The sequence below is a fragment of the Alteromonas sp. NFXS44 genome, assembly GCF_040148705.1.
Classification (GTDB): domain Bacteria; phylum Pseudomonadota; class Gammaproteobacteria; order Enterobacterales; family Alteromonadaceae; genus Alteromonas.
The window spans coordinates 972,352-999,349 of record NZ_JAGDEA010000005.1 but is presented as its reverse complement, the minus strand read 5'-3'; the positions used below and the strand labels follow the sequence as shown (position 1 = coordinate 999,349).

General features: G+C 47.8%; 15 protein-coding genes. 5 read left to right on the top strand and 10 right to left on the bottom strand.

Features of this window, described 5'->3' with window-relative positions:
• Positions 1-8 precede the first annotated feature (8 nt).
• A complete protein-coding gene (gene glnS, locus J3369_RS09625; RefSeq protein WP_349586079.1) occupies positions 9-1,673 on the bottom strand; it encodes a glutamine--tRNA ligase in 1,665 nt (554 codons plus the stop codon).
• 208 nt (positions 1,674-1,881) lie between these two features.
• Here glnS and J3369_RS09620 point away from each other — a divergent pair, with 208 nt between their 5' ends.
• Positions 1,882-2,913, top strand: coding sequence for a LacI family DNA-binding transcriptional regulator (locus J3369_RS09620; RefSeq protein WP_303574190.1), 1,032 nt, complete (start codon positions 1,882-1,884; stop codon positions 2,911-2,913).
• A gap of 42 nt (positions 2,914-2,955) precedes the next feature.
• Here the strand turns inward: J3369_RS09620 and J3369_RS09615 are convergent, their stop codons facing one another.
• From J3369_RS09615 to J3369_RS09605, 3 genes are read right to left on the bottom strand one after another with little or no spacing between them, the layout of a single operon-like run.
• Positions 2,956-4,650, bottom strand: coding sequence for an alpha-amylase family glycosyl hydrolase (locus J3369_RS09615; RefSeq protein WP_349586076.1), 1,695 nt, complete (start codon positions 4,648-4,650; stop codon positions 2,956-2,958).
• Positions 4,647-6,113, bottom strand: coding sequence for an MFS transporter (locus J3369_RS09610; RefSeq protein WP_349586074.1), 1,467 nt, complete (start codon positions 6,111-6,113; stop codon positions 4,647-4,649). Before J3369_RS09610 ends, J3369_RS09615 begins: the two co-directional genes overlap by 4 nt.
• A gap of 16 nt (positions 6,114-6,129) precedes the next feature.
• Positions 6,130-7,980 (bottom strand): glycoside hydrolase family 13 protein, encoded by a 1,851-nt coding sequence (locus J3369_RS09605; RefSeq protein WP_349586072.1) that lies wholly within the window; start codon positions 7,978-7,980, stop codon positions 6,130-6,132.
• Positions 7,981-8,382: 402 nt separating this feature from the next.
• Here J3369_RS09605 and J3369_RS09600 point away from each other — a divergent pair, with 402 nt between their 5' ends.
• The 4 genes from J3369_RS09600 to J3369_RS09585 all read left to right on the top strand — a co-directional run bounded on the left by J3369_RS09600 (position 8,383) and on the right by J3369_RS09585 (position 16,456).
• Entirely contained in the window at positions 8,383-11,298 is a 2,916-nt protein-coding gene (locus J3369_RS09600) for a TonB-dependent receptor (protein WP_349586070.1), read from the top strand.
• Between the two features lie 126 nt (positions 11,299-11,424).
• Positions 11,425-12,912 carry a tryptophan halogenase family protein gene (locus J3369_RS09595; protein ID WP_349586068.1) on the top strand — a complete coding sequence of 496 codons (1,488 nt, stop codon included), beginning with the start codon at positions 11,425-11,427 and terminating at the stop codon, positions 12,910-12,912.
• Complete coding sequence (locus J3369_RS09590; RefSeq protein ID WP_303574196.1) at positions 12,912-14,435, top strand: tryptophan halogenase family protein; 1,524 nt, start codon at positions 12,912-12,914, stop codon at positions 14,433-14,435. The genes J3369_RS09595 and J3369_RS09590 overlap by 1 nt, the downstream gene beginning before the upstream one ends.
• A gap of 20 nt (positions 14,436-14,455) precedes the next feature.
• Positions 14,456-16,456, top strand: a complete 2,001-nt coding sequence (locus J3369_RS09585) for a glycoside hydrolase family 97 protein (RefSeq protein WP_349586065.1) — start codon at positions 14,456-14,458, stop codon at positions 16,454-16,456.
• Between the two features lie 95 nt (positions 16,457-16,551).
• Here the strand turns inward: J3369_RS09585 and J3369_RS09580 are convergent, their stop codons facing one another.
• From J3369_RS09580 to J3369_RS09555, 6 genes are all read right to left on the bottom strand, one after another.
• Positions 16,552-18,348 (bottom strand): alpha-amylase family protein, encoded by a 1,797-nt coding sequence (locus tag J3369_RS09580; protein WP_349586063.1) that lies wholly within the window; start codon positions 18,346-18,348, stop codon positions 16,552-16,554.
• Positions 18,349-18,526: 178 nt separating this feature from the next.
• On the bottom strand, positions 18,527-19,333 hold the full coding sequence (locus J3369_RS09575) for a PEP-CTERM/exosortase system-associated acyltransferase (RefSeq protein WP_349586061.1): 807 nt from the start codon (positions 19,331-19,333) through the stop codon (positions 18,527-18,529).
• Between the two features lie 690 nt (positions 19,334-20,023).
• Entirely contained in the window at positions 20,024-20,536 is a 513-nt protein-coding gene (locus J3369_RS09570; protein ID WP_349586059.1) for an RNA methyltransferase, read from the bottom strand.
• An 81-nt stretch (positions 20,537-20,617) separates the two neighbouring features.
• Positions 20,618-21,457 carry a patatin-like phospholipase family protein gene (locus J3369_RS09565; RefSeq protein ID WP_349586236.1) on the bottom strand — a complete coding sequence of 280 codons (840 nt, stop codon included), beginning with the start codon at positions 21,455-21,457 and terminating at the stop codon, positions 20,618-20,620.
• 302 nt (positions 21,458-21,759) lie between these two features.
• On the bottom strand, positions 21,760-24,564 hold the full coding sequence (locus tag J3369_RS09560; RefSeq protein WP_349586057.1) for a TonB-dependent receptor: 2,805 nt from the start codon (positions 24,562-24,564) through the stop codon (positions 21,760-21,762).
• Positions 24,565-24,987: 423 nt separating this feature from the next.
• The gene (locus J3369_RS09555; protein ID WP_502877425.1) at positions 24,988-26,985 is read right to left on the bottom strand and encodes a methyl-accepting chemotaxis protein; all 1,998 of its coding nucleotides are present in this window, start codon (positions 26,983-26,985) and stop codon (positions 24,988-24,990) included.
• Positions 26,986-26,998 lie beyond the last annotated feature (13 nt).

The window sequence follows — 26,998 nt, the reverse complement described above, 5'->3', positions numbered from 1 at the left end:
TAATAGGACTAGTCAGCAATCTTTGCCCAGGAATCCCGCAGTCCCACTGTGCGGTTAAACACACTGAGGCTATCAGATGAATCTTTATCCAGACAGAAGTAACCGGTGCGCTCAAACTGCCAGCCTCCGGCTACCGGATTTTCCGTTAATCCCGGTTCAACGAAACCGGATTTCACTTCAAGAGAAGCAGGATTTATGGCATCCGTAAAATTCTCTTCCGCTGCCGGATTCGGTACGTTAAACAGACGGTCATACAAGCGGAATTCTGCTTTCACACCGGCACTGGCATCAACCCAGTGGATTACCCCCTTAACCTTGCGGCCATCAGCAGGATCTTTACCCAGAGTTTCATCGTCATAAGTGCAGAAAATGGTAGTGATATTACCATCCGCATCTTTTTCGACACGTTCAGCTTTTACCACATAAGCATTACGTAAACGGACTTCTTTCCCGAGTACCAGGCGCTTAAACTTCTTATTCGCTTCTTCACGAAAGTCTTCCGCTTCAATCCACACTTCGCGGCTGAAAGGAATTGTGCGGCTGCCCATGGATTCATCATTGGGATGATTAGGTGCCTGCAATGATTCAGACTCACCCTCAGGGTAATTTTCAATAACCAGTTTAACCGGGTCAAGAACGGCCATTGCACGGGGAGCGTTAACGTTCAGATCATCGCGGATACAGGCTTCCAGCATGCCCATTTCCACCATGTTATCCATTTTGGTTACGCCGATACGCTTACAAAATTCACGCACAGACGCAGGCGTATAGCCTCTGCGGCGCAAACCGGCGATGGTAGGCATTCTGGGATCATCCCAGCCGCTCACGTGATTTTCTTCAACCAGTTGAATAAGACGGCGTTTACTCAACACCGTGTATTCCAGATTCAGCCGGGAGAATTCATACTGACGGGGTGTGCATTCGATTGAGATATTCTCAATCACCCAGTCATAGAGTCTGCGGTTATCCTGGAATTCCAGTGTACACAGAGAGTGGGTGATCCCCTCGATGCCGTCTGAAATACAGTGGGTGAAATCGTACATAGGATAGACGCACCATTTCTCACCTGTCTGGTGATGGTGTGCGAATTTCACGCGGTAGATCACCGGATCCCGCATACACATGAACGGGGATGTCATATCAATTTTTGCACGCAGTGAACACTGACCTTCCGCATACTCACCGGCAGTCATTTTCTCAAATTCTGCACGGTTGGTCGCAGGATCGGTATCACGGTAAGGACTGTTTTTACCGGATTCTGTCAGTGTCCCGCGCAGTTCACGCATGGTTTCCTGGCTGGAGAAATCCACATAAGCCAGACCTTTATCAATAAGCTCCATCGCATAGCCATGCAGCAAATCGAAGTAATCCGAAGAATAACGGGCATCACCATTCCACTGGAAACCCAACCAGTTTACGTCCTCCTTGATGGAATTGACGTAAGCGATATCTTCTTTAGCAGGGTTAGTGTCATCAAAGCGCAGATTACATGTACCGTTGTAATCACTGGCTACACCAAAATTCAGACAAATAGACTTCGCATGTCCAATGTGTAAAAAACCGTTCGGTTCCGGTGGGAAACGTGTTTTTATAGAATCATGAACACCTGCAGCAAGATCTTTTTCAATAATCTGCCGGATAAAATTGGTCGGATGATGTTCCGTTTCCGCCATTCGCCCTTTCCCCTTAAATGAAAATCTGTTCTGACATAATAATCGCCGAGTATAACCGGTTGCCCGGCGGGTCACTATGATTAATTGAAATCGCCCTGCCCGAACGGCTAAATTTACAACGAAAACCGCTGTCCGGGCAATTAACTCAGACACTTATCATCGTTAAGTATGGTAACATAAGCCACTTTAAACGCTTTCAGTAACAGGCATGAAAGAAAAAGCCACGTCTTTTGATATTGCTCACCTGGCCGGCGTATCGCAGTCCACGGTCTCAAGGGCGCTCAGTAACAGCCCGCTGGTAAATAAAGAAACCCGCGAGCGGGTGCAGCGTATTGCCAAAGAACTGAACTACAAAGTAGACAAAAACGCCAGCAACCTGCGTAAACAGAAAAGCAATACAATTGCTTTACTGCTGTTTGAAGATCCCACGTCCGACGACTCAATGATAAACCCGTTTTTCCTTAACATGCTGGGAAGCATAACAAGGGCGAGTTCTGCCGCCGGTTACGATTTGCTGGTGTCTTTTCAGAATCTGGACGATGACTGGCACGCTGAGTTTGAAGACTCCAAAAAAGCTGACGGTATCATTCTGCTCGGTTACGGAGACTACACCGCCTGGCGGGACAAACTGGCCCAACTGGAAAATCAGGGTACCCATTTTGTGCGCTGGGGGGCTAAAGATGCAGACCATCCCGGTATCAGCATCGGCTGTGATAACTTTCAGGGCGGTTATGATCTCACCACCCACCTGGTGAAAAATGGACACCGGCGGTTTGCGTTTATCGGTGATGCCGGCGGACATGCGCCGGAATTCCTGGCCCGCTATCAGGGTTACACACAGGCATTAAAAGACGCCGGCATTGATGCCGGTGACTTTATCCGTATTGATGCAAACTCTACTGAAGAAGCCGGTGCGCAGGCTATCCGTAAAATTCTTCATTCTGAACAAAAGCCTGACGCCGTGGTGTGTGCATCAGATCTGATTGCTACCGGTGTGTTACAGGCGTTGAAAGAAACACCATACAGGGTACCGCAGGACATCGCCGTCACCGGCTACGACAACATCAGTATCTCCGCTTTTACTACGCCGGCCCTGACCACCGTGCAACAGGATACCAGGCTGGCAGGCGAATTACTGGTTACCAGCCTGCTTAAGGCGATTAATAAACAAATCGTCAGTGATTTTCTGATGTCTGCAGAGCTCATCATCCGCGAGTCCTGTGGCGGAAAAAAATACTGAAAATCAAAAAGAAAAGGGGTTGCTTTTGCAACCCCTGTGTCATTACTGATTCGCTATCTGCTCATGCAGATGCTGAATAAAATTGTCATCACTGAGCGGACCGTCCCGCAACCAGACCTGTACGCTGTGAGGGCTGACTTCACTGGTTAAAACGCGGTTATTCACTTCCTTTTTACTGCCACTTAATTGTTCGCTCCAGCGTCCGTTTTGCATGTACTCTGCTATCTCAAAAGAAAGTGGTGTACCACCTTTATTCAACAATACAAGGGCTATCTGTTGTGCGCTGTCATCCTGTAAAACACGGTAGAAGGCGGCTTTTTCACCATTCAGTTCGAGCATGGTTTGTAAGCCACGCTGTAATGCCGGTGTGGCTTTACGAACATGAGCAATAGCAGACAGAGACTGATAGATACGATGCTGCGGCGCCTTATCCACATTGTCTTGTCCGTAATAGTTACGGTTTCCGCTGTGCTCTGCTGTGCCGCGCATAAAGCCGGTCTCTGAGCCCTGATAAACCACCGGTATACCCCGTGAAGTGAACAGCCAGTTATGGGCATCGATAAAGCCGTCATCCGTAGCATTCATCCGCGGCATATCGTGATTATCGTAAAAAGTCGTCAGTTCATAGGGATTCTGATAAGGCCCGTGGGTAAGATGCAGTGCCCCGCTTAACGTTTCGAATCCTGCATTTTCAGTCCCGAATACGCTGACCATAGCCTTTTGCATGGGGAAATCCAGCACGCTGATATTGCCGTTTTTGGGCAGCGTATGCTGGGCAATAAAGTTCGCATCATACTGAAAACTCTCCCCGAACATAAAGAAACCGGGATGTTCTGCACGTATGCGGTCAGACATCGTGCGCCAGAAATGATGAGGCACATGCCGGATAGTATCGATCCGGAATGCATCAGCGCCCTGCTCTATCCAGTAAAGATAAGACTTAATCAGGTAATCCTGAACGTCCGGATTTGACTCATCGAGATTAGATAGCTCCACCAGGTCCGGGTAGTCATGGAAAAATGCCTGCAAAGGCTGAGTGGTATCCAGTTCAGAAGGCGGAGTATTACTATGATCGGCCACCAGCTTTCCCTGTGCATCATAAATTTCACCGAACCCCGGTTGATCCTGTGGCATGGAAAAACTGGGAGAGCCGTGATTGGCGACAATATCAAACACGGTCTTGAGGCCGGCATCATGCATGACAGTGCTATAGTCTTTGACCGACAAGCTGGCACTGATCAGATGTTCGTCGGGCTGATAAAAATTTGTCGCCCAATAGCCGTGGTAACCGGTTTTACCCCCATCTTTAAACTGGCCGCCAAACGTAATAGGTTCACTGCCAGTAAATGCCTGATCCGGGTTATCGACTACCGGTGTTAACCACACCGCGGTAAAGCCCATATCTTTGATGAAATCAATATTGTTGACCACACCCTGCAAGTCACCGCCCATGTAGCCTACGTTAGCTGTTGCACCGTCGGGACCATTAAGAGGCAAATTCCAGCTGGGGTGATCACCGCCCTGAGTTTCGTAATTGTTTTGTTTATCACCGTCGACAAAACGGTCAGTCATAATGAAGTAGACGGCTTCAGCACTGAAAGGCTCTGCAGTACCTCTTATAAAAGGTGTGTTTGTACTTTCCGGCATCCCCTCTGACAGGGAAGAATCTGGCGTATTTTCACACCCGCTGAGGGTTAATACGCTGGCAATCGCATACATTATGTGGCTTATTCTCATTGTAATTCTCCTGCCGTATTCTGTGAGGCGACGGCATGGATTTCTTTTTCTTTAACAAAAAATACCGCCACTGCTGCGCAAAGCATGGAAACACCGGCCACCACAATGATATTGATGGCGGTATTTTCAAATACCCTGCTCAGTACCCAGCCTGCAGTGAGTCCTGCAACGATCTGCGGAATGGCTACTGTGAAGTTAAATATGCCCATATACACACCGGTTTTATCTGCAGGAAGTGCGCCGGCCAGCATGGCATAAGGCATAGCCAGAATAGCAGCCCAGGCAATTCCTACTCCGATCATGGGAAACACCAGATTTACAGCGCCCTGTGGTACCGTGACGTCTGTAATGAGTAAATTCACGTGTACCGGACTGATGTCTCCGGATATCAGGAAACTGATATAACCCAGTCCCCCTAAAACCAGTGAAGAGGCATAAACGGTTTTGCGGCCAAATGTATCTGCCAGGCGGGCAAGAAACACGGAAAATACGGCGGCAAACACACTGTATGCGGCAAAAAGAATTCCTACCCAGTCACCGGCAGCACCTTTCGCAGCAATGATGTCAGCCGGCACAGTGCCCGCAGCAGCAATAAATGCAGGATCAAACCACTGTTTATCCACTCCCCAGATATGCTGGGTGATAGCCGGCATGGTGTAAACCCACATGATATACAGCGCAAACCAGGAGAAAAACTGCACCACTGCAAGTTGTTTCATCGTGGCGGGCATGGTTGCCACAAGTTTGAAGAATCCGGTTTTCTCAGTCTTATCTTCAGAATCTGTCTGCAATCCTTTATAACGGGCGTAATCTGACGGCGCGTATTCTTTAGTGCGAAACACCGTCCAGAGTACTGAGCCAAGCAATACGGTAGCACCAATATAGAATGCCCAAATTACCGACGGAGCCACCTGTCCGGGCGATGCGGTATTATTGAGACCCGCTACATTAGTCAGAACAAAAGGAAGAATTGAGCCGATAACTGCGCCAATGTTGATCAGTAATGACTGCACCGAATAACCCAGGTTGCGCTGGCTGGCTGGCACCATATCCGATACCAGAGAACGGAATGGCTGAAAGCAAACATTGAAGGAGGCGTCCATCAATGCCAGCATCAATGCGCCGAATAACATGGGCGCCATGATGGTGACAAATAAGGGAGCATTCGGCATCAGGATCATACCCAGGCCGGCGGCAAAGGCACCGGCGAGAATGTATGGACGGCGTCGGCCAAGGCGATTCCATGTGCGGTCAGACGCACTGCCGACCACGGGCTGGATAATCAACCCCATCACCGGCGCCACCAGCCAGAACAGTGCCAGCGAATGAAGGTCTGCACCGAGATCAGATAAAATGCGGCTGACGTTGGCATTTTGCAGAGCGAAACCAAACTGTACGCCGAGAAAGCCAAAACTGACATTCCAGACTTGCCAGAACGGTAATACAGGCTGTTTGTTATTCATATTCTGTCCGTTATTATTATTGATTCAGGATCCACACCGTTGCACTGTGCTCAGGCACTGACAAGGAGTTTCCGGCTGCCATTATTTCATCGTCACCGGCCTGCTGTAACGTTTTTACACCAGCCATGCGCTCACTGAAACGCTGTAAGTTTACGTCCTTTTTACCGTTTTTGTTAATTACCACCATAATTTGCGTATCCGTTTTCCTGTTATGCCGGAAATAAACGTAAGTGCCGTCCCCGGGTACGTACTGCGTGAGCTGTCCTTCGAAAAGTAACGGATACTGCTTTCTGATGTGTAAAAGCTGACGGATAAATTGCTGTGCTTCCACAGAGCGGGCACTGTCGCTTTCATAAGAAAATGCCGGTGACTCATCTCCCGGCCAGCCGCCGGGGAAATCACTGCGAATAATGCCATGATCTTCGGTGCCCGCATTATCCATCAGAATTTCAGTGCCGTAGAATACCTGCGGAATACCCCGCGTTGTCAGCACCACCGTCATGGCCATTTTCCACAGCGCCATATCCTGGTCCAGTTGTGTGTAGATCCGGCTCATATCATGGTTATCTGCAAATACCACCAGGTTACCGGCATCACCGTAGATGAAATCCCCGGCGAGTAACTCGTACAATTTTTTCAGCCCGCTTCCCCACGACTCTTCTTCTTTCAGGGCAGAGACAAGGGTGTGTTGAAGAGGAAAATCCATCACTGACGGTAGCGAAGATTCATAACCGTCCTGTCTGAGGGTGCCGGACTGCCAGTAAGAGGTAATTACCGGATTCACCGACCATTCTTCCCCGACAATATTCAGCGACGGATATTCCTTCATCAGCCTGGCTGTCCATGCAGACAGGAAGTCCTTATCGGAATAGGAATAAGTGTCCACGCGAATACCGCTTAAACCGGCATACTCCACCCACCAGACAGCATTTTGAATCAGATAATTAGCGAGAAAGGGATTCTGCTGATTTAAGTCCGGCATTGACGGAACGAACCAGCCGTCACTGAATGCCAGTCTGTCGGCTTTTGCACCGTGAGGATCATGCAGAGTTTCGCGGATATGCGTGGTGGCAGAAAAATTACCGTCGTGGTGGATCCAATCTTTATCAGGGGGTGAGGTGGTCCAGGGGTGTCCGCTGCCAATATGATTCAACACCATATCCATGATCACACCGATCCCCTGCTCCGCTGCACGCTCGCTCAGTGTCTTATAAAGGTCATTTGAACCGTATCTCGGGTCAATCTGATAGTAATCAGTGATGGCATAGCCATGATAAGAATAACTGTCCATGGCATTTTCCAGCAATGGCATACTCCATATCTGCGTAAATCCCATGTCTGACAGATAGTCCAGGTGATCAATGATCCCCTGAATATCTCCACCATGCCTGCCCCCGGCTTCTTCACGGTTTAGTTTATCTGTGTAGTTTTCAAGAGAATCATTGGATTCGTCGCCGTTAGCGAACCGGTCAGGAGTGAGCAGATAGATCGTGTCTTTTCCGGAATAGCCCTGTCGTTGTGCTGAACCTTTTTTACGTTCATGCAACTCATATGAGAAAGACACCCGTCCGCCGTTTTCTTTGGTGATTTCAAACGGAATGACGCCCGGTTTTACGTTGTCTGACAACGTGAGATCGACAAAAATATAATCTGCATTTGAAGGCCGGTGGACACTATCGACGTGAACGCCCGGGTAACTGGTTTTTACATTTGCTTTGCCCAGATCTTTATCCCGGATCATCAGTTGTAAACGGGAGTCGGCCATGTTCACCCACCAGTCCGGTGGTGACACTGATACACCGTAAGCAGGTACACAGAGTAAGTTTACTGCCAGTACAGCTCCGCACACCGTTGCTGCTTTTTTCATTGTAATACTTCCGGCTTTTTAACAAGCGCTGTTAATGTTTCGTTAAACTTTTCGGGATAGTAACCGGATGCCCGGACTGCGCCAATGTTCTGCATACGTATTCAGCGCATTTTACAAAAAAGCGTCTATGCTTTTGAAAGCACCGTTAACTTTCAGAATGTCAGAACGCTGCTTTGTCTTCACAGGCAGCGACATGGTTGAGATATCAGCATCCGGCGCCTAGCTGAATCAATTAAGCGTGTTTTATATTCCGGACAAGATTGCATATATTTCATATGTCCCACCAATCTTAATTGATTAAGTTTTTTTGTGTTTTTCACTTGATGTTCTGTAAAAAGCGAACTATTGTTAAATTAATGTTGCATATACGCACATTCATGTTAATGAGAAAGGCACACAAAAATGACCAAAAAACAGTTATTTAAACCTGCACTACTGACCCTGGCAGTCAGCTCTGCACTTTTCCCCGGTGTCATCCAGGCACAACAAACAGATAACGAAGAAGCTAAGGATGTTGAGGTTATCGCGGTAAAAGGTATTCGCGGCTCTCTGATGCGGGCGCAGGCTATTAAAATGGACAACTCGTCTATTGTGGAAGCTATTTCTGCTGAAGACATTGGTAAGCTCCCGGATTCATCCATTGCAGAATCGCTGGCAAGGTTACCCGGTATGGCCGGTGAGCGTGTAGGTGGCCGTACATCCGGTATTTCAGTCCGTGGTTTCAAAGAAGACTTTATCGGTACATCATTAAACGGCCGTGAGCTTATCGGCATCGGTGACAACCGTGGTGTTGAATATGATTTGTATCCTTCAGAAATTATGACCGGTGCCACGATTTATAAAACCACCGATGCATCTCTTCTGGTTCAGGGTATCGGTGGTACTGTTGATTTACAAACAGTCAGACCGCTGGCCGCACAGGAAACACTGACCTTCACCGGTGTGTATGAAATGGGTGGCAATGACTCTGATAACCCTGAATTCGACAATACGGGCAAACGCTATGCCTTGTCTTTTGTAGAAAAATTCGCCGATGACACGGTCGGTATTGCTGTCGCTCTGGCCACCACAGAGTCTCCCCGTAACGAGAGAAAATACGGCGTATGGGGTTACGGTGATAACAACGGTGCTTCCCTGCCCTTCGGTCTTGACAGTCAGGCAATCAGCCGCGTGCTGGAACGTGATACCGTTTCTGCAATCTTCCAGTGGCGCCCCACAGACAATCTGGACATTGTGGTAGACGTACTTAGCATCGATTACTCTGATTCCGGTGTGATCCGCGGTTTCATCGAACCCTTCGAGTTGGATGCCAGCTCTTTAAATGGCAGTGGTGCAAATTCTACCGGTACCCAGACAAACGCGAATCCGGTTTTGCGTACTGACCCTGCACAGAAAGACGGCGAGCTTACGACGGTGGGCCTGAACATTGATTATCAACTGAATGATGAATGGTCGGTGAAACTGGATGTAGCTGACAGCAGCTCCAGTAAGCGTGATCTGCGCGGTGAATCATACGCCGGTCTTGCCCGTAGCGGAGCTGAAATTGCTGCCGGCGATCAACGTACCCGTGACTTTGTGATGGGACCTGACGGTATTTACTTTACCGGTTCAACCGGCCTGGGTGCATTCTCCGATCCTAACCTGTTACAACTTACCGGTCCGCAGCAATGGGGTGGCGGCATGGCGGCGCTTGCCGATCAGTTCGATACTGATGTTCTTCGCGCAGACGGCACACCTTATACCTTCATCAACGCGCAGGATGGCTTCCTGAACTATGCAGATTTTGAAGAAGAACTGACAACGGTTCGTCTTGAAACAGAGGGCTTTGTTGAATGGGGCATTGTAAACAAAGTAAACGTGGGTGTTGCATACAGCGACCGTTACAAATCGAAAGATAACAAAGGCTTCTTTGCTACTGCTTCAAGTTATCCTAATTCTGAATCTATCCCGTCTTCATACCTGTACAACGGTCTGGCGGATCTGACCTGGGCTGGTATGGGCTATGTGGTAGCGTACGACGGTTTTGCGCCATATAACGACGGCGAGTATGAATTAAATGATGCCGGTCTGCTCGAGCCGGACCGTTTAGGCGACACCTACAAAGTGTATGAAGAAGTCACCACACTGTTTGCCAAATTTGATTTTGAAACAGAAATCGGTGATTTCCCTGTCACCGGTAATTTCGGTGCGCAGTACGTTCAGACCGATCAGCGCTCAACCGGCTACATCGGTGTTGTTGGCGCAAACTTCAAAGTGTGTGACGGCGATGATAACGGCATTATTGATGCTGAGTGCGAACAAGACATTTCCGATGACTACAATCACTTCCTGCCCAGCCTGAACGTTTCTGTTGAAGTGGGCGATAATCAGTTTGTCCGCTTTGCAGCGAATAAAACCATCAGCCGTGCCCGTATCGATCAGATGAAAGCATCGGGCTTCGTGAAATTCGACCAGAACATCAACCTAATTGCTATTCCAAATACTCAGGCGGCAGTAGACGAATACGGCACACCATGGTCCAAGTTCCAGGGTAACCCCCGTCTTCGTCCTCTGGAAGCAAATAACTATGACCTGTCTTTCGAGAACTATTTTGAAGATGAAGGTTATGTGTCAGTGGCGTTATTCTATAAAGACCTGGTTAACTGGACACGGGACGGTAACCTGACTATAGATTTCACCAACGACCCCACCAATGATGGCGCAGATTACTTCATTCCCGGATTCCATGACAGAACCGTGGGTGCCGACGGGCTGGTAGGTCCGGACGGCACGGTCTATGCGCCCGGCACTTACATCACTCCACCGGATACAGGTACATTTTCATTCTTCGAAGATGGTCTGACCGGCAGCGTAAAAGGTGCTGAGGTTACCGCTCAGATACCCCTGCGTATGGTGAGTGACGTACTGGACGGTTTTGGTATCGCCGCTTCTTATACTTACATTGATGCGACTCTGGAAGATGACTCACCGGTGCCCGGTCAGTCAGAAAGAGTTACGTCTTTGACTGCCTATTACGAAATGAACGGCTTTGAAGTGCGTGTTGCTGCGACAGACCGGGGTGAATTCTTCACCTATCAGCGCGGCGGTTCAAACAAAATTGAAGGTGCGACACGGGATGCGGTTACCCAGGTGGATGCGCAAATCAGTTATGACTTCGAAGACAGCGGTATTGAATACCTCGAAGGATTGCGTATATCTCTGCAGGGAACGAACCTGACCGATGAAAAAGAAGAGACCCGCGATTCGAATGGTTTCGTCACCCTGAGACGGGAGTTCGGACCTTCTTATATGCTGAACTTCAACTACTCTTTCTATTAATCAATCCTGGCGGCAGCTTTACTGCCGCCCTTCTTTTTAAATATTTTCGTAGCAGCTTTTACTACAAAAACGGTTACGAAAGTGTTTATAGTAAATTTAATATCAATAGCATCAACGGATTACTGAATGACCTCAGGTGTGCGCAAATTAGTCATTGCCGGCGGAGGCACCGCCGGCTGGATGGCTGCCGCTCTGTTTAAGAAAGTCCTCGCAGACAACATCGAAGTAGAGCTGATTGAATCAGAAGATATTGGCATCATCGGTGTCGGTGAAGCAACCATCCCCCCTATTCAAACCTTCAATCAATATCTTGGTCTGGATGAAAAAGCGTTTCTTAAAGAAACGCACGCCAGCATAAAGCTGGCTATCCGCTTTGAAAACTGGAAGCAGGAAGGCAGCAGCTATTACCACACATTCGGAGCCCCTGGCGCCACACTGGGCTTTGTCGGCTTCCAGCACTACTGGTTACGGGCAGCACAAAACGGGCTGACTCAGTCATTGTGGGATTTCGATCTGAATTACCTGGCTTGTCTGGAGGGAAAGTTTAATAAAATTCAAACTGACAATCCGGTGTATCAATTGCCTTATGCCTATCATTTCGATGCCACCCTGTATGGTCAGTTCTTAAGACGCATGGCAGAAAACGCCGGCGTAAAACGCACAGAAGGCACGATTGAACATGTGAAGCAGAATGCAACCACAGGCTTTTTGGAAGCACTGCAGTTAAAAAGTGGTGAGCAGATAGCCGGCGATTTATTTCTGGATTGCACCGGCATGCGCGGCCTGCTTTTACAAAAGACGCTGGGTACAGAATACGAGGACTGGTCTCACTGGTTATGTGCTGACAGAGCATGGGCAGTGCCGTCACAGAGGCATGAGCATACCGCTCCGTTCACCCGCAGCATAGCACGTTCAACGGGCTGGCAGTGGCGAATCCCCCTCACCCATCGTAACGGTAATGGCCTGGTGTACAGTTCAAAATATATGGACGATGACACGGCCAGGGAGTTGTTGATGACAAACCTGGATACGCCGGCACTGGATGAACCACGAAAAATCAGTTTCCGCACTGGCCGGACAGTAAAGCAATGGTCAAAAAATGTGATCGGGATCGGTTTGTCCAGCGGTTTCCTTGAACCACTGGAATCGACCAGCATTCATCTTATCCAAAGCGGTCTGGTGAGGTTACTGAAGATGTTTCCGCATAAGGAAATTAATCCTTCGATGGAAACCATGTATAACGCGGAATCGAAGGAAGAATTTGAAACCATCCGCGACTTTATCATTTTGCATTATGTGGTAAATGAACGTGATGACTCTGAATTCTGGCGGGATATAAAAACCATGTCCATTCCGGCGAGACTGGAGCAGAAAATCAACGCGTTTAAAGATACCGCCACTATCTTTAACGAACAGAACGATATCTTCCGTGATGCTTCCTGGCTTCAGGTCATGGCGGGCCAGGGGATCATGCCACGGGATCATCATCCTGCAGCTAATACACAAACCGTCCCCCAATTACTCGATGTCATGGGAAAAGTATTACAGGCAAAACAGCAGCCTCTTACACAGATGCTTCCCCATGATGAATTTCTCAAACGGTTTACTCAATAATGTCAGCGCCTCATCGTATTGTTATCGCCGGTGGCGGCACCGCCGGCTGGATTGCTGCCTGCCTCATGGCGCACCACTGGCGTGATAAGCCAGTGAGCATTACGCTGGTGGAATCGGCTGATATTGCCACCGTGGGCGTGGGAGAAGGCTCAACCCCTACACTGAAGCGCTTTTTCAGCGACCTGAACATTGCGGAAAGTGACTGGATGCCGGCCTGCAACGCCACTTATAAGGTAAATATCCGGTTTAAAGGCTGGAGCCCTCAAAGCGGGCCCGCCAGTTACAGTCACCCGTTCATTTCACAACCGGATGCATTCACAGAGCGTCCCTTTTATGTGAATTGCCACAACCGCCGGCTGGGTCTGGACGTGAACGTTACCCCTGAACAATTTCTGCTTAACGGGTGGCTTGCCCGGGCAGGTAAAGCCCCGGTGACGCCGCCCTCGTTCCCTTTTCGTATAGAATATGGCTACCATTTTGATTCTGCCTTGCTGGGCCGGTATCTGAAACGCCATGCCTTCAGCCTGGGTGTACATCACATTGAAGGGAAAATTGACGACGTCATTACCAGTCTTTCGGGTCATATTACATCGCTGAAATTGCAATCCGGCGAGATAGTTGAAGGTGACTTTTTCATCGACTGTACCGGCTTTCGTTCTTTGTTGTTACAGCAGACACTGGATATCCGTTTTAATTCGTTCAGTGAAAACCTGTTTAACGACAGGGCTGCGGTACTGGCGACACCGGCGCAGGCACAACTGCCGGTGGAAACAACGTCCACGGCGCTCAGCAATGGCTGGGCGTGGTCTATCCCTTTGAGTAGCCGTACCGGAAACGGTTATGTCTTTTCTTCAGCTCATCTCTCAGACGATAAAGCAGAGGCTGAACTGCGCCGTCATCTTTCCGTGCAGGACAATGAAGGTGATGTGCGTTTCCTGTCTATGCGTGTTGGTCAGGTTGAAAAGCACTGGCACAAGAATTGTCTGGCGCTGGGGCTGGCTCAGGGTTTTATTGAACCGCTTGAAGCCACAGCGCTGCATCTGGTGCAACTGTCCGTCGAATTTTTCATGGAAGATTATGAACAGGGTAACTTCAGTCCCGCTTTACAGGACAAGTTTAATAAAGACGTCACTGAAAGGTTTTCTAGAGTAAGGGATTACATCGTCGCCCATTACAAACTCAATACCCGTGACGATTCGGCATACTGGCGGGATAACCGTAATAATATGGCTTTATCTGAATCCCTGTTGCAACTTCTGGATGTCTGGTACCGGAAAGGCGATTTTCCGGCAGAAATTCAACGGCAGAACATTCAGTCTCACTTTGGCATTACATCATGGCATTGCCTGCTCGCCGGATACGGCATTTTTCCCCCGCTGGCTAAACAGCAGCCCGGACAGGGTGATCTTTATAAAGACAATGACACTGAGGCATTTTTTAAAGGCTGCCTGTTAAATTTCCCCGATCACAGTGCGTATCTTAAAGACGTTGCACGTAGATCCCCTGCTCACCCACTGGTATAAATCACTCACGGTGCACACCTATGTCTAAATCTGTACTCGTTCTGCTCCTGCTTTATTGCAGTAACACACTGGTAGCTCAAACGCATGAGTTACGCTCACCGGATAACAAGCTGCTGGTAACGGTGTCTGTTGATGAGAAAGGTGTGACGTATGCCCTGTCATCAGACGGAAGCCCGCTGATCCGGCCTTCCAATCTGGGATTTTCATTTAAACACCAGCCTTCTCTGGCTTTGAACCTGACTACAGAATCTGTAGAAACAAACAATCATGATGAACGATGGGAGACCGTATGGGGTGAGCGCAGGTTTATTGAAGACAAGCACAACGCGCTGACCGTTAACGTAAAAGAGACAGGTGCCTCTGAGCGCCGGTTCTCCGTTATCTTCAAAGCGTGGAACGACGGCATCGCTTTCCGTTATTTTATCCCGCAGCAACAAGAACTCAACCGGCTGACGATTACTAAAGAACACACCACATTTGCCTTTGACAGAAATTTCCGCGCGTGGTGGATACCGGCTTACCGTAATCAGCGTTATGAATACCAGTACAGTGAATCCGCCCTGAGCAGTGCTGATGCGGTTCACACGCCACTTACGCTGGAAGACGACGATGTGGTGATGGCAATCCATGAAGCGGCATTAATTGATTACCCGTCCATGGTGCTGAAAAATATCGATGACAATCAAATCATTTTTAATGCCGATCTGGTCCCCTGGGCAAACGGCGATAAAGCCTACGTGCAAACACCGTTTTTCTCGCCATGGCGGGTTATTCAGGTTGGCACAAAAGCGGCAGATTTACTGAATTCGGATATTTTACTTAACCTGAATGCGCCGCCCGCACCGGACACCAATACCAGTTATATCAAACCCGGCAAATATATGGGGATCTGGTGGGAAATGCACACCGGAGAAAAAAGCTGGTCACCGGGAGAAAATCAGGGAGCAACCACAGAGCGGGCTAAGACATACATCGATTTTGCCGCCGCCCATCGCATTGACAGTGTGCTGATTGAGGGTTGGAATAAAGGCTGGGAAGGTGAATGGTGGAAAAGAAAAGCTACCTTCAGTTTTACCACACCGGTGGAGGGTTTTGATTTACAGGAAGTCACCCGTTATGCCGCATCAAAAGGCGTGACTATTACCGGCCATCATGAAACCACCGCAGGGATAAGCTGGTATGAAAACCAGATGGAGGACGCTTTCGCGTTTTACCGGGACCTGGGGATCGGTTCAGTGAAAATGGGCTATGTGGGGACACGGCTGGAAGGGAAAGAATGGCATCATGGTCAGTTTATGGTGCGGCATTTTAACCGTGTTGTACGAATAGCTGCTGAGAACGGCGTGATGGTGAACGCCCATGAAACCATCAAAGGTACCGGCTTAAGCCGGACATGGCCAAATATCATGACGCGGGAGTCTGTGCGGGGGATGGAATATAACGGCGGCAGTCCGGATACCGGTAATTTACCCTCTCATACGGTGATCATTCCTTTTACCAGGGGACTGGCCGGCCCCATAGATTTTACTCCCGGTATTTTCAATTTTGATTATCAGAAGCACCGGCCTCATAACCGTGTCCCAACCACGCTGGCGAAACAACTGGCATTGTATGTCGTGCTGTACAGCCCGCTTCAGATGGCCGCTGATTTACCGGAAAACTATGAAGGCCATCCGGCATTTAAATGGATTGAAGACGTTCCCGTCGACTGGCAATCCTCTGTGGCGCTGGACGGAGAAATTGGTGAATTTCTCGTTACTGCAAGACAGGACCGGCATTCTGAGAACTGGTATCTGGGCGCGGTGACAAACCATGAAGAAAGACAGTTAACTGTTTCCACGCACTTTCTGGTCCCGGGCAAAGAATATCTCGTTACACGCTATGAGGATGCAGCAGATTCACACTGGCGAACCAACCCTTCAGCCTGGCAAATGAAGAGTCAGCGGCTGAAAGGCGGAGACACATTAAAACTGAACCTTGCGCCCGGTGGTGGTGCAGCACTCCAGTTTGTTCCTTTGTGACCATTCTTTAAGGCATGCACTGAAATGACATGAAAACATGGCGGCTGATAAGGCAGTCCGCCATGTACCGGCCAGACAAGGGTTACGCATAACCCTCATCCGGTTAATATAACCGATTGATTCGGTGATAATTTAAAGGATATGCTTCGTTTGCCGTCCTTACCTTCAGATTTCACTCTGGCCCCGGTCAACTTATCTTCTAACTCACTCAAGTCAGAAAATTCTGCGGGCAATTCAGACAAATCCAGTTCTGCCTGCACCTCTTTTTCACTGTAAAAATTACTGACACTTATCAAAATGTCATCATTGTTCCAGCGCGCAAAAGCAAATACTTTTGCGTCGGAAAGCTGGCCGTTTACCTTTAACGACTGGTGTAAAGACTGGTAGTTACCGGATATCACTGCTGGGGTTGAAACGGCGATATTCAGTACGGTTTTATAATAATCGCGCAGTGCCTGCTCTGCTTTGGTTGATTGTCCGCCGTCAAATTTGCCGTTGTTCATCCAACGCTGGTGAGCCGGCACCCCGATGTAATCAAAAATAGAAGTCCTTGACGGCTGGCCGAATCCCGCGACTTCACTACCGTCTTCGCCATTTTCCTGACCAAAGTAAATCAAAACCGGAGACTCACTGATAAGCGCAGACACAACCAGAGCAGGTTTGCCTGACTCAGCATTACCGGCAAACTCAGGGCTGGCTATTCGTTGTTCATCATGGTTTTCAAGAAAATGAAGAAGATGCTGACGGATATCTCCGTATTGTTTCTGAATATCAGCCAGTTTTGCGACATCGCCATTATCCTGCACAACATCTTTAAGTGAGTCATAAAAATCCACCTTGTCATACAGGTAATCCATTTTACCCAACTGCAAATAGTCACGGTAAAGCGCTGGCTGATAGACTTCAGCAAGCAATACCGCATCCGCAGAAGTGTGCTTAATGTGACTGTTTAAATATGACCAGAACGCCACCGGCACCATTTCAGCCATATCATAGCGAAACCCGTCTATGCCCTTTTCCAGCCAGTACTGTGTGATATCTTTAAACTTTACCCACGAATCCGGTACGACTTTATCAGACCAGTACAGATAGTGAGCCTTAGCCGGCGCAAAACGCAGCTCTTCCGGTACATCAGGGAATTCATGGTCACCCGACGGCGTAACACCGTAGTTAATTTTAACGGTTTCATACCAGTCGTTGACATCAGGTTTAGCATTACGGGAACCATTACCTGTCCAGCGGGCCGGTGATTCATCAAAATGACCGTCTGCCAGAGGATGTGCTGCACCACCTAACGGTTTTGTTGCCGGGGTGAAATCCGGGACCTCAAAAGGTTCTCCCGGGATATAGTAAAAATTATTGTTTTTACTGTAGGTGACCGATGTGTCGTCACGGGCGCCAAAGCTGCTCTGTGGTCTCACCTCTGAATAGTACTGTCTGGCAACATGGTTAGGCACAATGTCAATCATGACCTTGAGGCCGGCTGCGTGAGTACGGGAGATCAGTGCTTCAAACTCCTCAAGCCGGCTTGCCGGCTCATCAGCAAGATCCGGGTCCACATTGTAATAATCCCGCACTGCGTAAGGCGAACCTGCTCTTCCTTTGGCCACATCAGGATCGTCCCCTGCAATGCCGTAAGCAGAATAATCTGTCACAGAAGCGTGATGGGGAACACCGGTATACCATATCCAGTTTGCGCCCAGCGCGTTGATTTCATCCAGCGCCTTTTCTGAAAAATCACTGAATTTGCCCGACCCGTTTTCTTCAATGGTTCCCCAGGGCTTGTTGGTCGTATTGGTGTTACCGAACAATCGGGTGAACACCTGATAGATTACCAGCTTTTCAGCGGTATCTGCTGCGGTATCGTTGGACTTTAACCGGGTTGTTGTCATCGGGGCCTCAGGTTCTGTGTGACAGGCAACAACAAATAAACTGGAAGTAATAACACATATCAGTATGGCGGGAAGCCGGAAGGAAAGTAAAGTGGCTGACACGACAGCAAACTCCATGCATAAAAAAACCGAGCATAACGACCCGGTCTTTTTCAGCAACAAACATACGTATTCATAATTAAGCAGCGCGTGTTTTTTGCCCTTTTCCTGTCAATGTGGAAGGTACTGGTTTGTGGATCGAACCAAAGTTCGGTACATCTTCCAGCTCTTTCATAATTTTTCGGTAGAAACGATGCAGCGACGGTGAGATTTGATGGAAAAACTCTTCAGGAGATAAGCGGTAGGCTGCACGCTTACCATGATATTCAATAACCTGACCAAGCTGATTGAACTCAATGCCAAGCATACGCAGACTTCTGGCCAGTTTCGGCTCCATCATAACGTATACATTTTCTACATCCCTCAGCACACAAATTGTTGCTGCAAAGAAATACAGTGCCAGTGTGAGATAAGGGAAATTTCGATCGGGTTTGGTTCTTTTGAAACCTTTGTCGAGTGACTTACCCGTCACCGGAGAAAGATTTGTATCGGTTTCGCGACGGCGAAAGCGTTTTGGAATGGCCAGGCGGGAAATTTCACACACCGAGTGGCGCGGCAAGCGGGTCGGACTGTTCTCATCCATCCGGATGGCATCTGCACAATTTTGCTCTATTGGCAGTACCTGTCCGCTGTGCTGAGGCATAACCACGCGGATAGTACCGGCGCAATCTCCGGTGGCCTTGTGCTGTATATAACAGCTGATCGCATATTCATCGAATTCGTCAAACTCCATTTTGGTTTGACGCACTTCCTCAAACCCCATTTCCTCGCAGTACACCTGATGGCGTGTACGAAAACAGGCTCTCTGATCTTTTTCTTCATTTGCCACAACAAGGGTAAAGTGCTCAAAGAAGTGATTGGCGGCTGCATCTATGGCTTTGTTCATCTGGCGCCTGACAAGAGGCTTCACCATATGTTTGACACCAGGTACTTGATGCACTTTTTTAAAAGCGTTTAACAAGCGACGTTTCACTCTGACTCCCAACGATTCGAAAGAGGATTTTTTATTCTATTAATGAGTCTTACTTGGTGCTTCCGTGACTAACCAAACAAACCACACCCGTGAGGTGTGAGAGTCACCCTGTGAGATCAGTTGAATAACGGATTATAATTATTAATGCCACAACTCAAATGCATACTTACAGCGTCAACTTCTATAGGTTTTTGTATTTTTTGTATAAACCCATTGCGTACTTTCTTAAACAAGTTTCAGACCACTTTATCAGGATCATCGAAAATAGTTATGAACCCGCAATACTATCAAAGAGTATTAATAATATTTTTAAGTAAGACTTAAACTTCAGTTTCTTTACGCAAAATGAAAACTAATTTCATAACTGTATGATTTAATTTGTTATTAATTGTAACCGGCAAATCTAAACCTATGAAAAACCTGCCGAAATTTCGTTCAGAACAGGTAAATCCATAAGCATAAATTAATTTAATTGAGGGTGAGATATTTTTAGATCCCGTGTCACAAGATCCGGATCTAAGCGTGAGATCGTAAAAAACTCTGACACTTTCAAAGATATGGTTACCAGGGTGTAGCCATATGGAAACACCCTTTTACAAGACCTCAGGATTTCTCAGTCCGTAACTGATTATTACGGTCCCGCGAAGCTCTTATAAGCTCGTCACCATGCTGATACTGGCTTTTTGCAAGCCGGTCATAAAGCACGACATTCGCTGTCGCAGCCAGATTCATACAACCTGTCGTTGGCACATAAACAACATCATCCGCCCGCGCGACCAGACTGGCAGGCACAGAACCGTCTTCAGGCCCGAATATATAAAATGCGTTAGCCGGATGCTGATATTCAGGTAGCGGAATTGCTCCTTCAACCAGTTCAATTACAACAACTTTTGCGCCTTCGGGTATGACCTGTTGCAAATCAGGAACAGCCTCAACGGGTATTTGTTTATGAACGTCTTTGGTGTCCGCACAGAACTCTCTGGCCCGGGTATACCGTTCACCGGTGTAATACACAGCGCTGGCATTAAAACAACCCGCGCCACGGAGCACTGAGGCCACATTCACCGGACTTTTCGGGTTAACCAGACCGATATATGAAAGTTTTGACGATGACATTACGTACCCCGCTGGAAAAACCGCGGCAGTATCGCAAAAAGCAATCCGCTTAACCAGCAGGCAAAGAAAAAATATTTACTGTTATGCTGCGAGCTTTTTACGGGAGGATAACAGCCGTCTGGCCATCCTTCTTCCCTGCGCATAGCCAAGTAATAGTTTGCGCTTATCCATCGTGAGTCGTTTTACACAAAATCCGGCATCCGGTGCAATTACGGTGATTTTACAATCGGCAGGAGGATTATTCAGAAAGGCCAGCGTTTCATTATACATGCGCGCCCTTTGAAGCATGGTTTCGAGCAAAGCAGGCTGATGACCGTACAGCTTAGTCAGTAGCCAGGCGTTTTTCACTTCAGGCTTGGAAAATCCCGCAGGTTGTGACAGCACCACGGTAATGTCTCTGGCTCCCATCCCGTAGGCATGTTTAACCGGTATTGAATCCCCTACTCCGCCGTCTACATAAGGTACGCCATTAATCACCGGCTGTTCCCTGAATGCTGTAGGTATGGCACAAGAAGCTACCATCAAATCGTCAACGGTGTCCGGTGTGGCCAGGTGATATTCACATTTGCCGGTTTGTGTATTTGTCACACCTACGTAGAGGGGAATTGCACTCTGTTCACCCGGTACAGGTATGCCTAAAACCGTTTTCGCGTGATGCCATAACCAGTGGACATCTGTCATATGACCCCCCTTGATAAAACGAAGGGGGCTGAAAAATTCGGCTTTCGTTGCAAACTCAGTGATGATTTTCTTACTCAGACCCTGTGCACCGGACACATAGGTAGAAAGGTTTGTTGCACCTGCGGAAACACCGATGGCGAAATCAAATCCGTAGTGTTTTACTTCCATGAATTTGTCGAGCACACCCGCGGCAAAGATCCCGCGCATTGCCCCGCCTTCGACTACCAGTGCTGATTTAATCCCGCTCATTTTATTATTCCTGTCTTTCACTCTCTATCTGGTATGACCAGCATATATTGTACCAATCGTGCAGCGGTTCCATGCCTAATGAAATCAACAAATAAAACAAAGGCTTAACAGGAAAAGTGCAGACTAAAACACTAGCGGGATGTGCACCAGTTTGTGATGTTTCCCCGATATCAGGGAAATATTATCCGGGCAGGGTAAATATTGCAGACAGGAAAAATCGATGGCTGTAATTAAAAAAACCGTCTGCACTCACGTACAGACGGTTTAATCACAGGATGTCAGCTAATAAGCGATCAGAAGGTGTAGTTGAAACCTAACAGGTAGTTAGCACCATAAGCCTGATACAGCAGGACCTGACGGCTGTCAGTTCCCGATGTCTGAATATCGTCTTCGTCGGTCAGGTTTTGAGCCTGTAATGTGACACGCAGGCCTTCCAGTGATTCAATACCTGACTCACTGAAGTCATAGCCAATCTGTGCGTCGATGAAAGTACCACCCTGGTTGGTAGTATCAGACAAGGCCAGACTCAGACCACGGGCTTCTGTAAGATAATCAGAACGTTTGGTACCGGCTACCCGCACTTCGAAACCACTGTTTTCGTAGAAAACGGTCAGGCTGTAGTTTTCATCGGATAATCCCGGGATCCGTGTTTCACCACCCTCACCGGCGGCGTCAGCATGACCGTCCATGAATGTGGCACTGGCAAACACACCAAATCCGGACAGTGCATCAGCAATAAGATCGCCCGGCAGACTCATCTGGATCTCATAACCGCGGACCAGACCTTCAAAGCCGTCCTGAGGTTTGGTTTTATAACCTTCGAACAAGACCGGAGCTAATGCGGCTTCATCCTGGGTATGGTGAATTTCCGGAATATAGTCCTGAGTAAAGTCAGACAATAATCCGTTCTCGCGATGCCAGTTCTTAATGTCTTTAAAGAAATAAGACAAGGCTACGTAACCAGTATCAGCAAAATAATTCTCGTAAGACAAGTCGAACTGATTTGCTTCGTAAGGACGCAACTCAGGGTTTCCGGAGCTGCCACCCCATGGACCGTTCTCAACATTATTGGAAAGAATATTGGTGTTGTTGTAAGAGAAAGTCACCTGAGTATTCGGACGCATATCATCCATACGCGGACGGGTCAGTACTTTACTTAATCCCATTCTCAGAAATTGGCCTTCGGCAAATTCTGCGCTGAGGTTCAGAGTCGGCAATACATCGGTGTAATCGGTTCCGCCCGTAACAGGCACAGCTTCCACCAGGCCATCCTGATTAACAGAAGTACTGAAGCCCTGAGAACTTTGATCGGCACGCACAACCTGAACACCCACATTACCGCGGATGTAGATATCGTCTACAGAGGTATCAATATCCAGTTTGCCGTACAATGTGGTGAGTTTTTCATTCACCGTGTATGTATCACCCAAACGACCGGCATCAACCAGTTTTGCGTCCGTGGCAATGTAATATCCGCTGTCATACAAGCCAATAGAATCGTACGCCAGCACACCATTGATGCCTATAAAACCGAGGGAAACAACACCGAGTACTTCAGGAATAGCAGCGTCATCAGGATAAGAAGGAGCTGTCAGATAAGCGCCGTTATTTACCTTGGATTTTTCACGGTCAGAATACACCATGCCGACTTCCAGACCGGAGAAAATTCCCCATTCCACAAAACCTTCCGTAGAAAGACGGAAGGAATCCAGGCTCTCTTCAAATACAGGCTGGTTAACAAAGCCATCCTGGGCGTCACCACCAACAATGGGAGCACCCCATGTTTGCGGTCCTGCCAGTGTGATCAAGCTGGCGTCGGTTAAATCAACCGGCGCAATTTCAGGGTGATCTGAATACATCACGCCGGTGGATGTCATTTCCCACGAACGTGCTGTCATGGGGCGTCCGTCAGTACCGGTACGGCCCACACCGGAGTAACTTTCTACGTCAGTAATGGTTTTATCGACACTGCCGGTTGAAATATCTGCTGTGATACTCCAGTCATTATTGAGCATGTACTCAACATTCAAACCAAAGGTTTTCAGCTCAGCTTCCTGCCGGCGTACATCATTGCGTACCACACTGTAGAAGCCATCGTAATAGCCCGAAGAGACCAGGCCATCTTCAACGCCGGTAATCGTGTAGTCACCGGTTCCCCACTCTGCACCACCTTCTTCAACACCGCGACGGGCATCATCTTCGAGGAAGTCGATATACAGGGCGTCGAACTGAATATTTAATTGATCCTGCGGGGCCCATTGGATTACTGCAGCGACAGAATCACGGTTCATCATGGCAGATCGGGCAAAGGAGTCATGACCGCCCAGAACCAGTGTTCCTTCCGGCACATCAACACCGCTGGCCGCTTTATCCGGATTCGCATCAGCATAACCCCAGCCACGGAACTGTTGTTCCTGACGTGGTGACTCCATGGTCGCAACCGTAAGCGCCACACCTAACGTATTATCAAGAAATTGATCAACGAAGTTAAAGGACAAACGGTGTCCCTGATTATCAAAATCAGGGTTCGCAGCATCTTCTTTGTTCTTTTCTAATGTACCGTTGAGGGTAACAGTACTTTCTGCAGATAACGGCTTAACGGTTTGCAAATCAATAGAACCGCCAATGTTTTGCGTAGTCATGCCGGCTTCAGGTGTTTTATACACCAGAATGTTAGAAATGATTTCGGTAGGATAAAGGTCGAATTCAACACCACGGTTGTCACCCATACCTAACAGTTCACGACCGTTAAGAGATGTACCTACATAGTTCTCGTTAAAACCGCGGACTGAAATACCGCTGGTACGTCCGTTACGACGTTCACCCGCAAGACCGGGCAAACGGGACAATGATTCTGCAATACTGGTGTCAGGCAGTTTACCGATATCTTCTGCTGACAACGCTTCAACAATAGAGGTGCTGTCCATCTTGATAGCCTGAGCACGCTGAAGGCTTCCGCGGATCCCTGAAACCTGAATAACTTCTACATTATCTTCCGCCTGAGTGTCATCAGATTGTGCGAATACGGGTACAGAGGTAAGGGATAATCCGGTGGCGATCATCGCCATTTGAATTAAATTTGGTTTAAATTGTGTCATCAATCTTTCCCTAAGGTTATGCGGGCAATCTGTTATCGCGGCGGTAACATACCTCCAGAATGGGCTGCCGGTACGCTGATTGGGGCCCGCCGCGAAACAGTTCCTGAGAACGCCATTAGTTATTTTTATTACCGTTAAATGACAATTCTCTGTGTCGCGTGCATCCTATCGGGAAGATAAAAATTGCTCAATCATCTGCATACGTATTCATAAAACAATTAAAACAATAACTTAACATTGTAGTAATGCCGTCGGAGAGGCAACCGGATGACCAGTTGTCTCACGAAACCTTTAAAAGCGCGGACTGTATCGATTAAGTTTATTGGCGCAAATATGATTTCTGAGAGGACTTGTTTTCACAGATGTAAAAAGGTATGCCTGTAAGAGGAACAGCCGGCAAAATCGATTTACCGGCCATTTATTCTATTGAGATTTAGCAAGCTGATTCAGTTTATCTATCAATTGGGTTTCGGCTTCAATTTCCTGCATCTGACTGTATGCCGCATCTGCCCGCTTAATACCTTCTTCAGCACGTTGACTTGCACCGGAAGAAGACTCCGATAAGGCCGCTAATTCGCTGCTTAAACTTACCGATCCAGACTCAATTTCCTGTAGCAATCCGTTAATACTGTCGATAGCAGAGGATATCCCGTCTATAGACGCAGAGACTTCATTGATCGTATCGCCGGTTTCTTTAAGACTTGACTGGGTACGCTGACTGAGCGCTCTGACTTCGTCAGCCACAACAGCAAAACCACGCCCGGCTTCACCTGCACGTGCAGCCTCAATTGCTGCATTTAACGCCAGTAAGTTAGTTTGTTCAGCAATACCGCTGATAGACTGAATAATGTTTACAATCTTCTCTGCACTTTCACGGAGCCTGTCCATACCGCCAGATAATTCAGCACGTTCATGCTCCTGACGGGCAATTTGTTGCATGAAGAAATCAAATTGCTTTCTAAGCTCTAACTGACGGTTTGCAGAATCACTGGCCTGAGATGCAACAAACTTTAACTGTCCGGTTGATTCTTTGAGTAAGGGATGGAATTTCTCAGTCTGCTCAATTAACTTGCTCTGCAACATATTGATATTGCTCATACTGATAAGTTTTGCCTGCATGTGATAATTTGAAAATGCAGCCAGGTGAAACGGGAAATTCGTAACATATTCATCAAAATATGACTGTTGCTCATCATGTTTGAAGAAACCGATGGCCGTTACCGTCTGGTTCTGGTGTAAGCCCAGATATTCACCAAATGTGGAAAAACCTGACACAACCACCTGTTCAAATGTACCAATCCCGCTTAAATTATCCGGATTGTTTAATCGCCTTAAAATACAGTCATTGGCAATCAGCGCCACAGGTTTTCCGTTTTTCCCTCTCAGAAAATTATCAAAGTCCCGCTGCAAAGATTGCTTAAAATCTGTGGCCTTAACCAGTTGTAAGTATTCGCCAAACCCCATATCGCTGAAGAAACGGATGCTGCCATCATCATTGATTGAAGCTACAGAGCGGATATAAATACTCTTGTCGATATCAATACCGAATGAGTGACTGGTCAGTTTGCTGTCCAGTTCTGCGGCAGAACATTTAAAATGCCGCGCTAATGCATCAACTGGTGTGCGCAGCGACATATCTTTATCAAGTACTGAATGCAGGGTTCGGGTAAGCGGGTCGAATTTGGCCACGGTAAAACCCGTACCCGTGGTCACAAAGTTATGGCTTTTCATGATCCCGTAACGGTAGTTTCGGGATAACTTACAGAATGCGAGTAAAACCTGATTTGATTTTATTTCTCCGTTAAGGGCAATGTCAGCCTGTTTAAAATCCAGCTTTCCCCCTGCACTGCCACCTATGAAGAAACAGGGGAACCGTTTCACTTTGTACAAAGCCTGAGTGAAAAAATCCTCACTGGCTGTTATGCCGTCAAAATAGGTCAAGGCAAAGGTGTCCCTGCTACCTATATCAAAAGGTACATTTACTTTGGCTAACTCTGAAGCGATACGTTTTACCCGCTCAGCAGGTGGCATTTCCGGCTTCCCCTTCTTAATATCATCACTGTATAAAGGCACGCTGTGAGTACTGATTTGACTAATCAGTGCAGAAGAAAAACTATGGATAACAATGTTGTCCCACCGTTCAGGAGCAGGATGGTAAAGAGTCATTCCCCCACCTAACTCACCTGAAGTCATGATTGTGATGACATGTTTACAGAAGCTGGCGGATTGGGTTATCTGTCTGCTTACGGATGCAAAATCAAGGTGAGGAGAGACAAAAGCAATGATAAACGCCGTGCCTTCATCGAATGCCAGATCTCTGAGAAATGATTCAGAAATTCGATTGCTTTGCAGACTTTTTGAACGGGTCAGTACTGACGATGTGACCTGAGTGGTGGTGGTTTTCTTCTTTCCAAAAAACATAGGCATCCTTTAA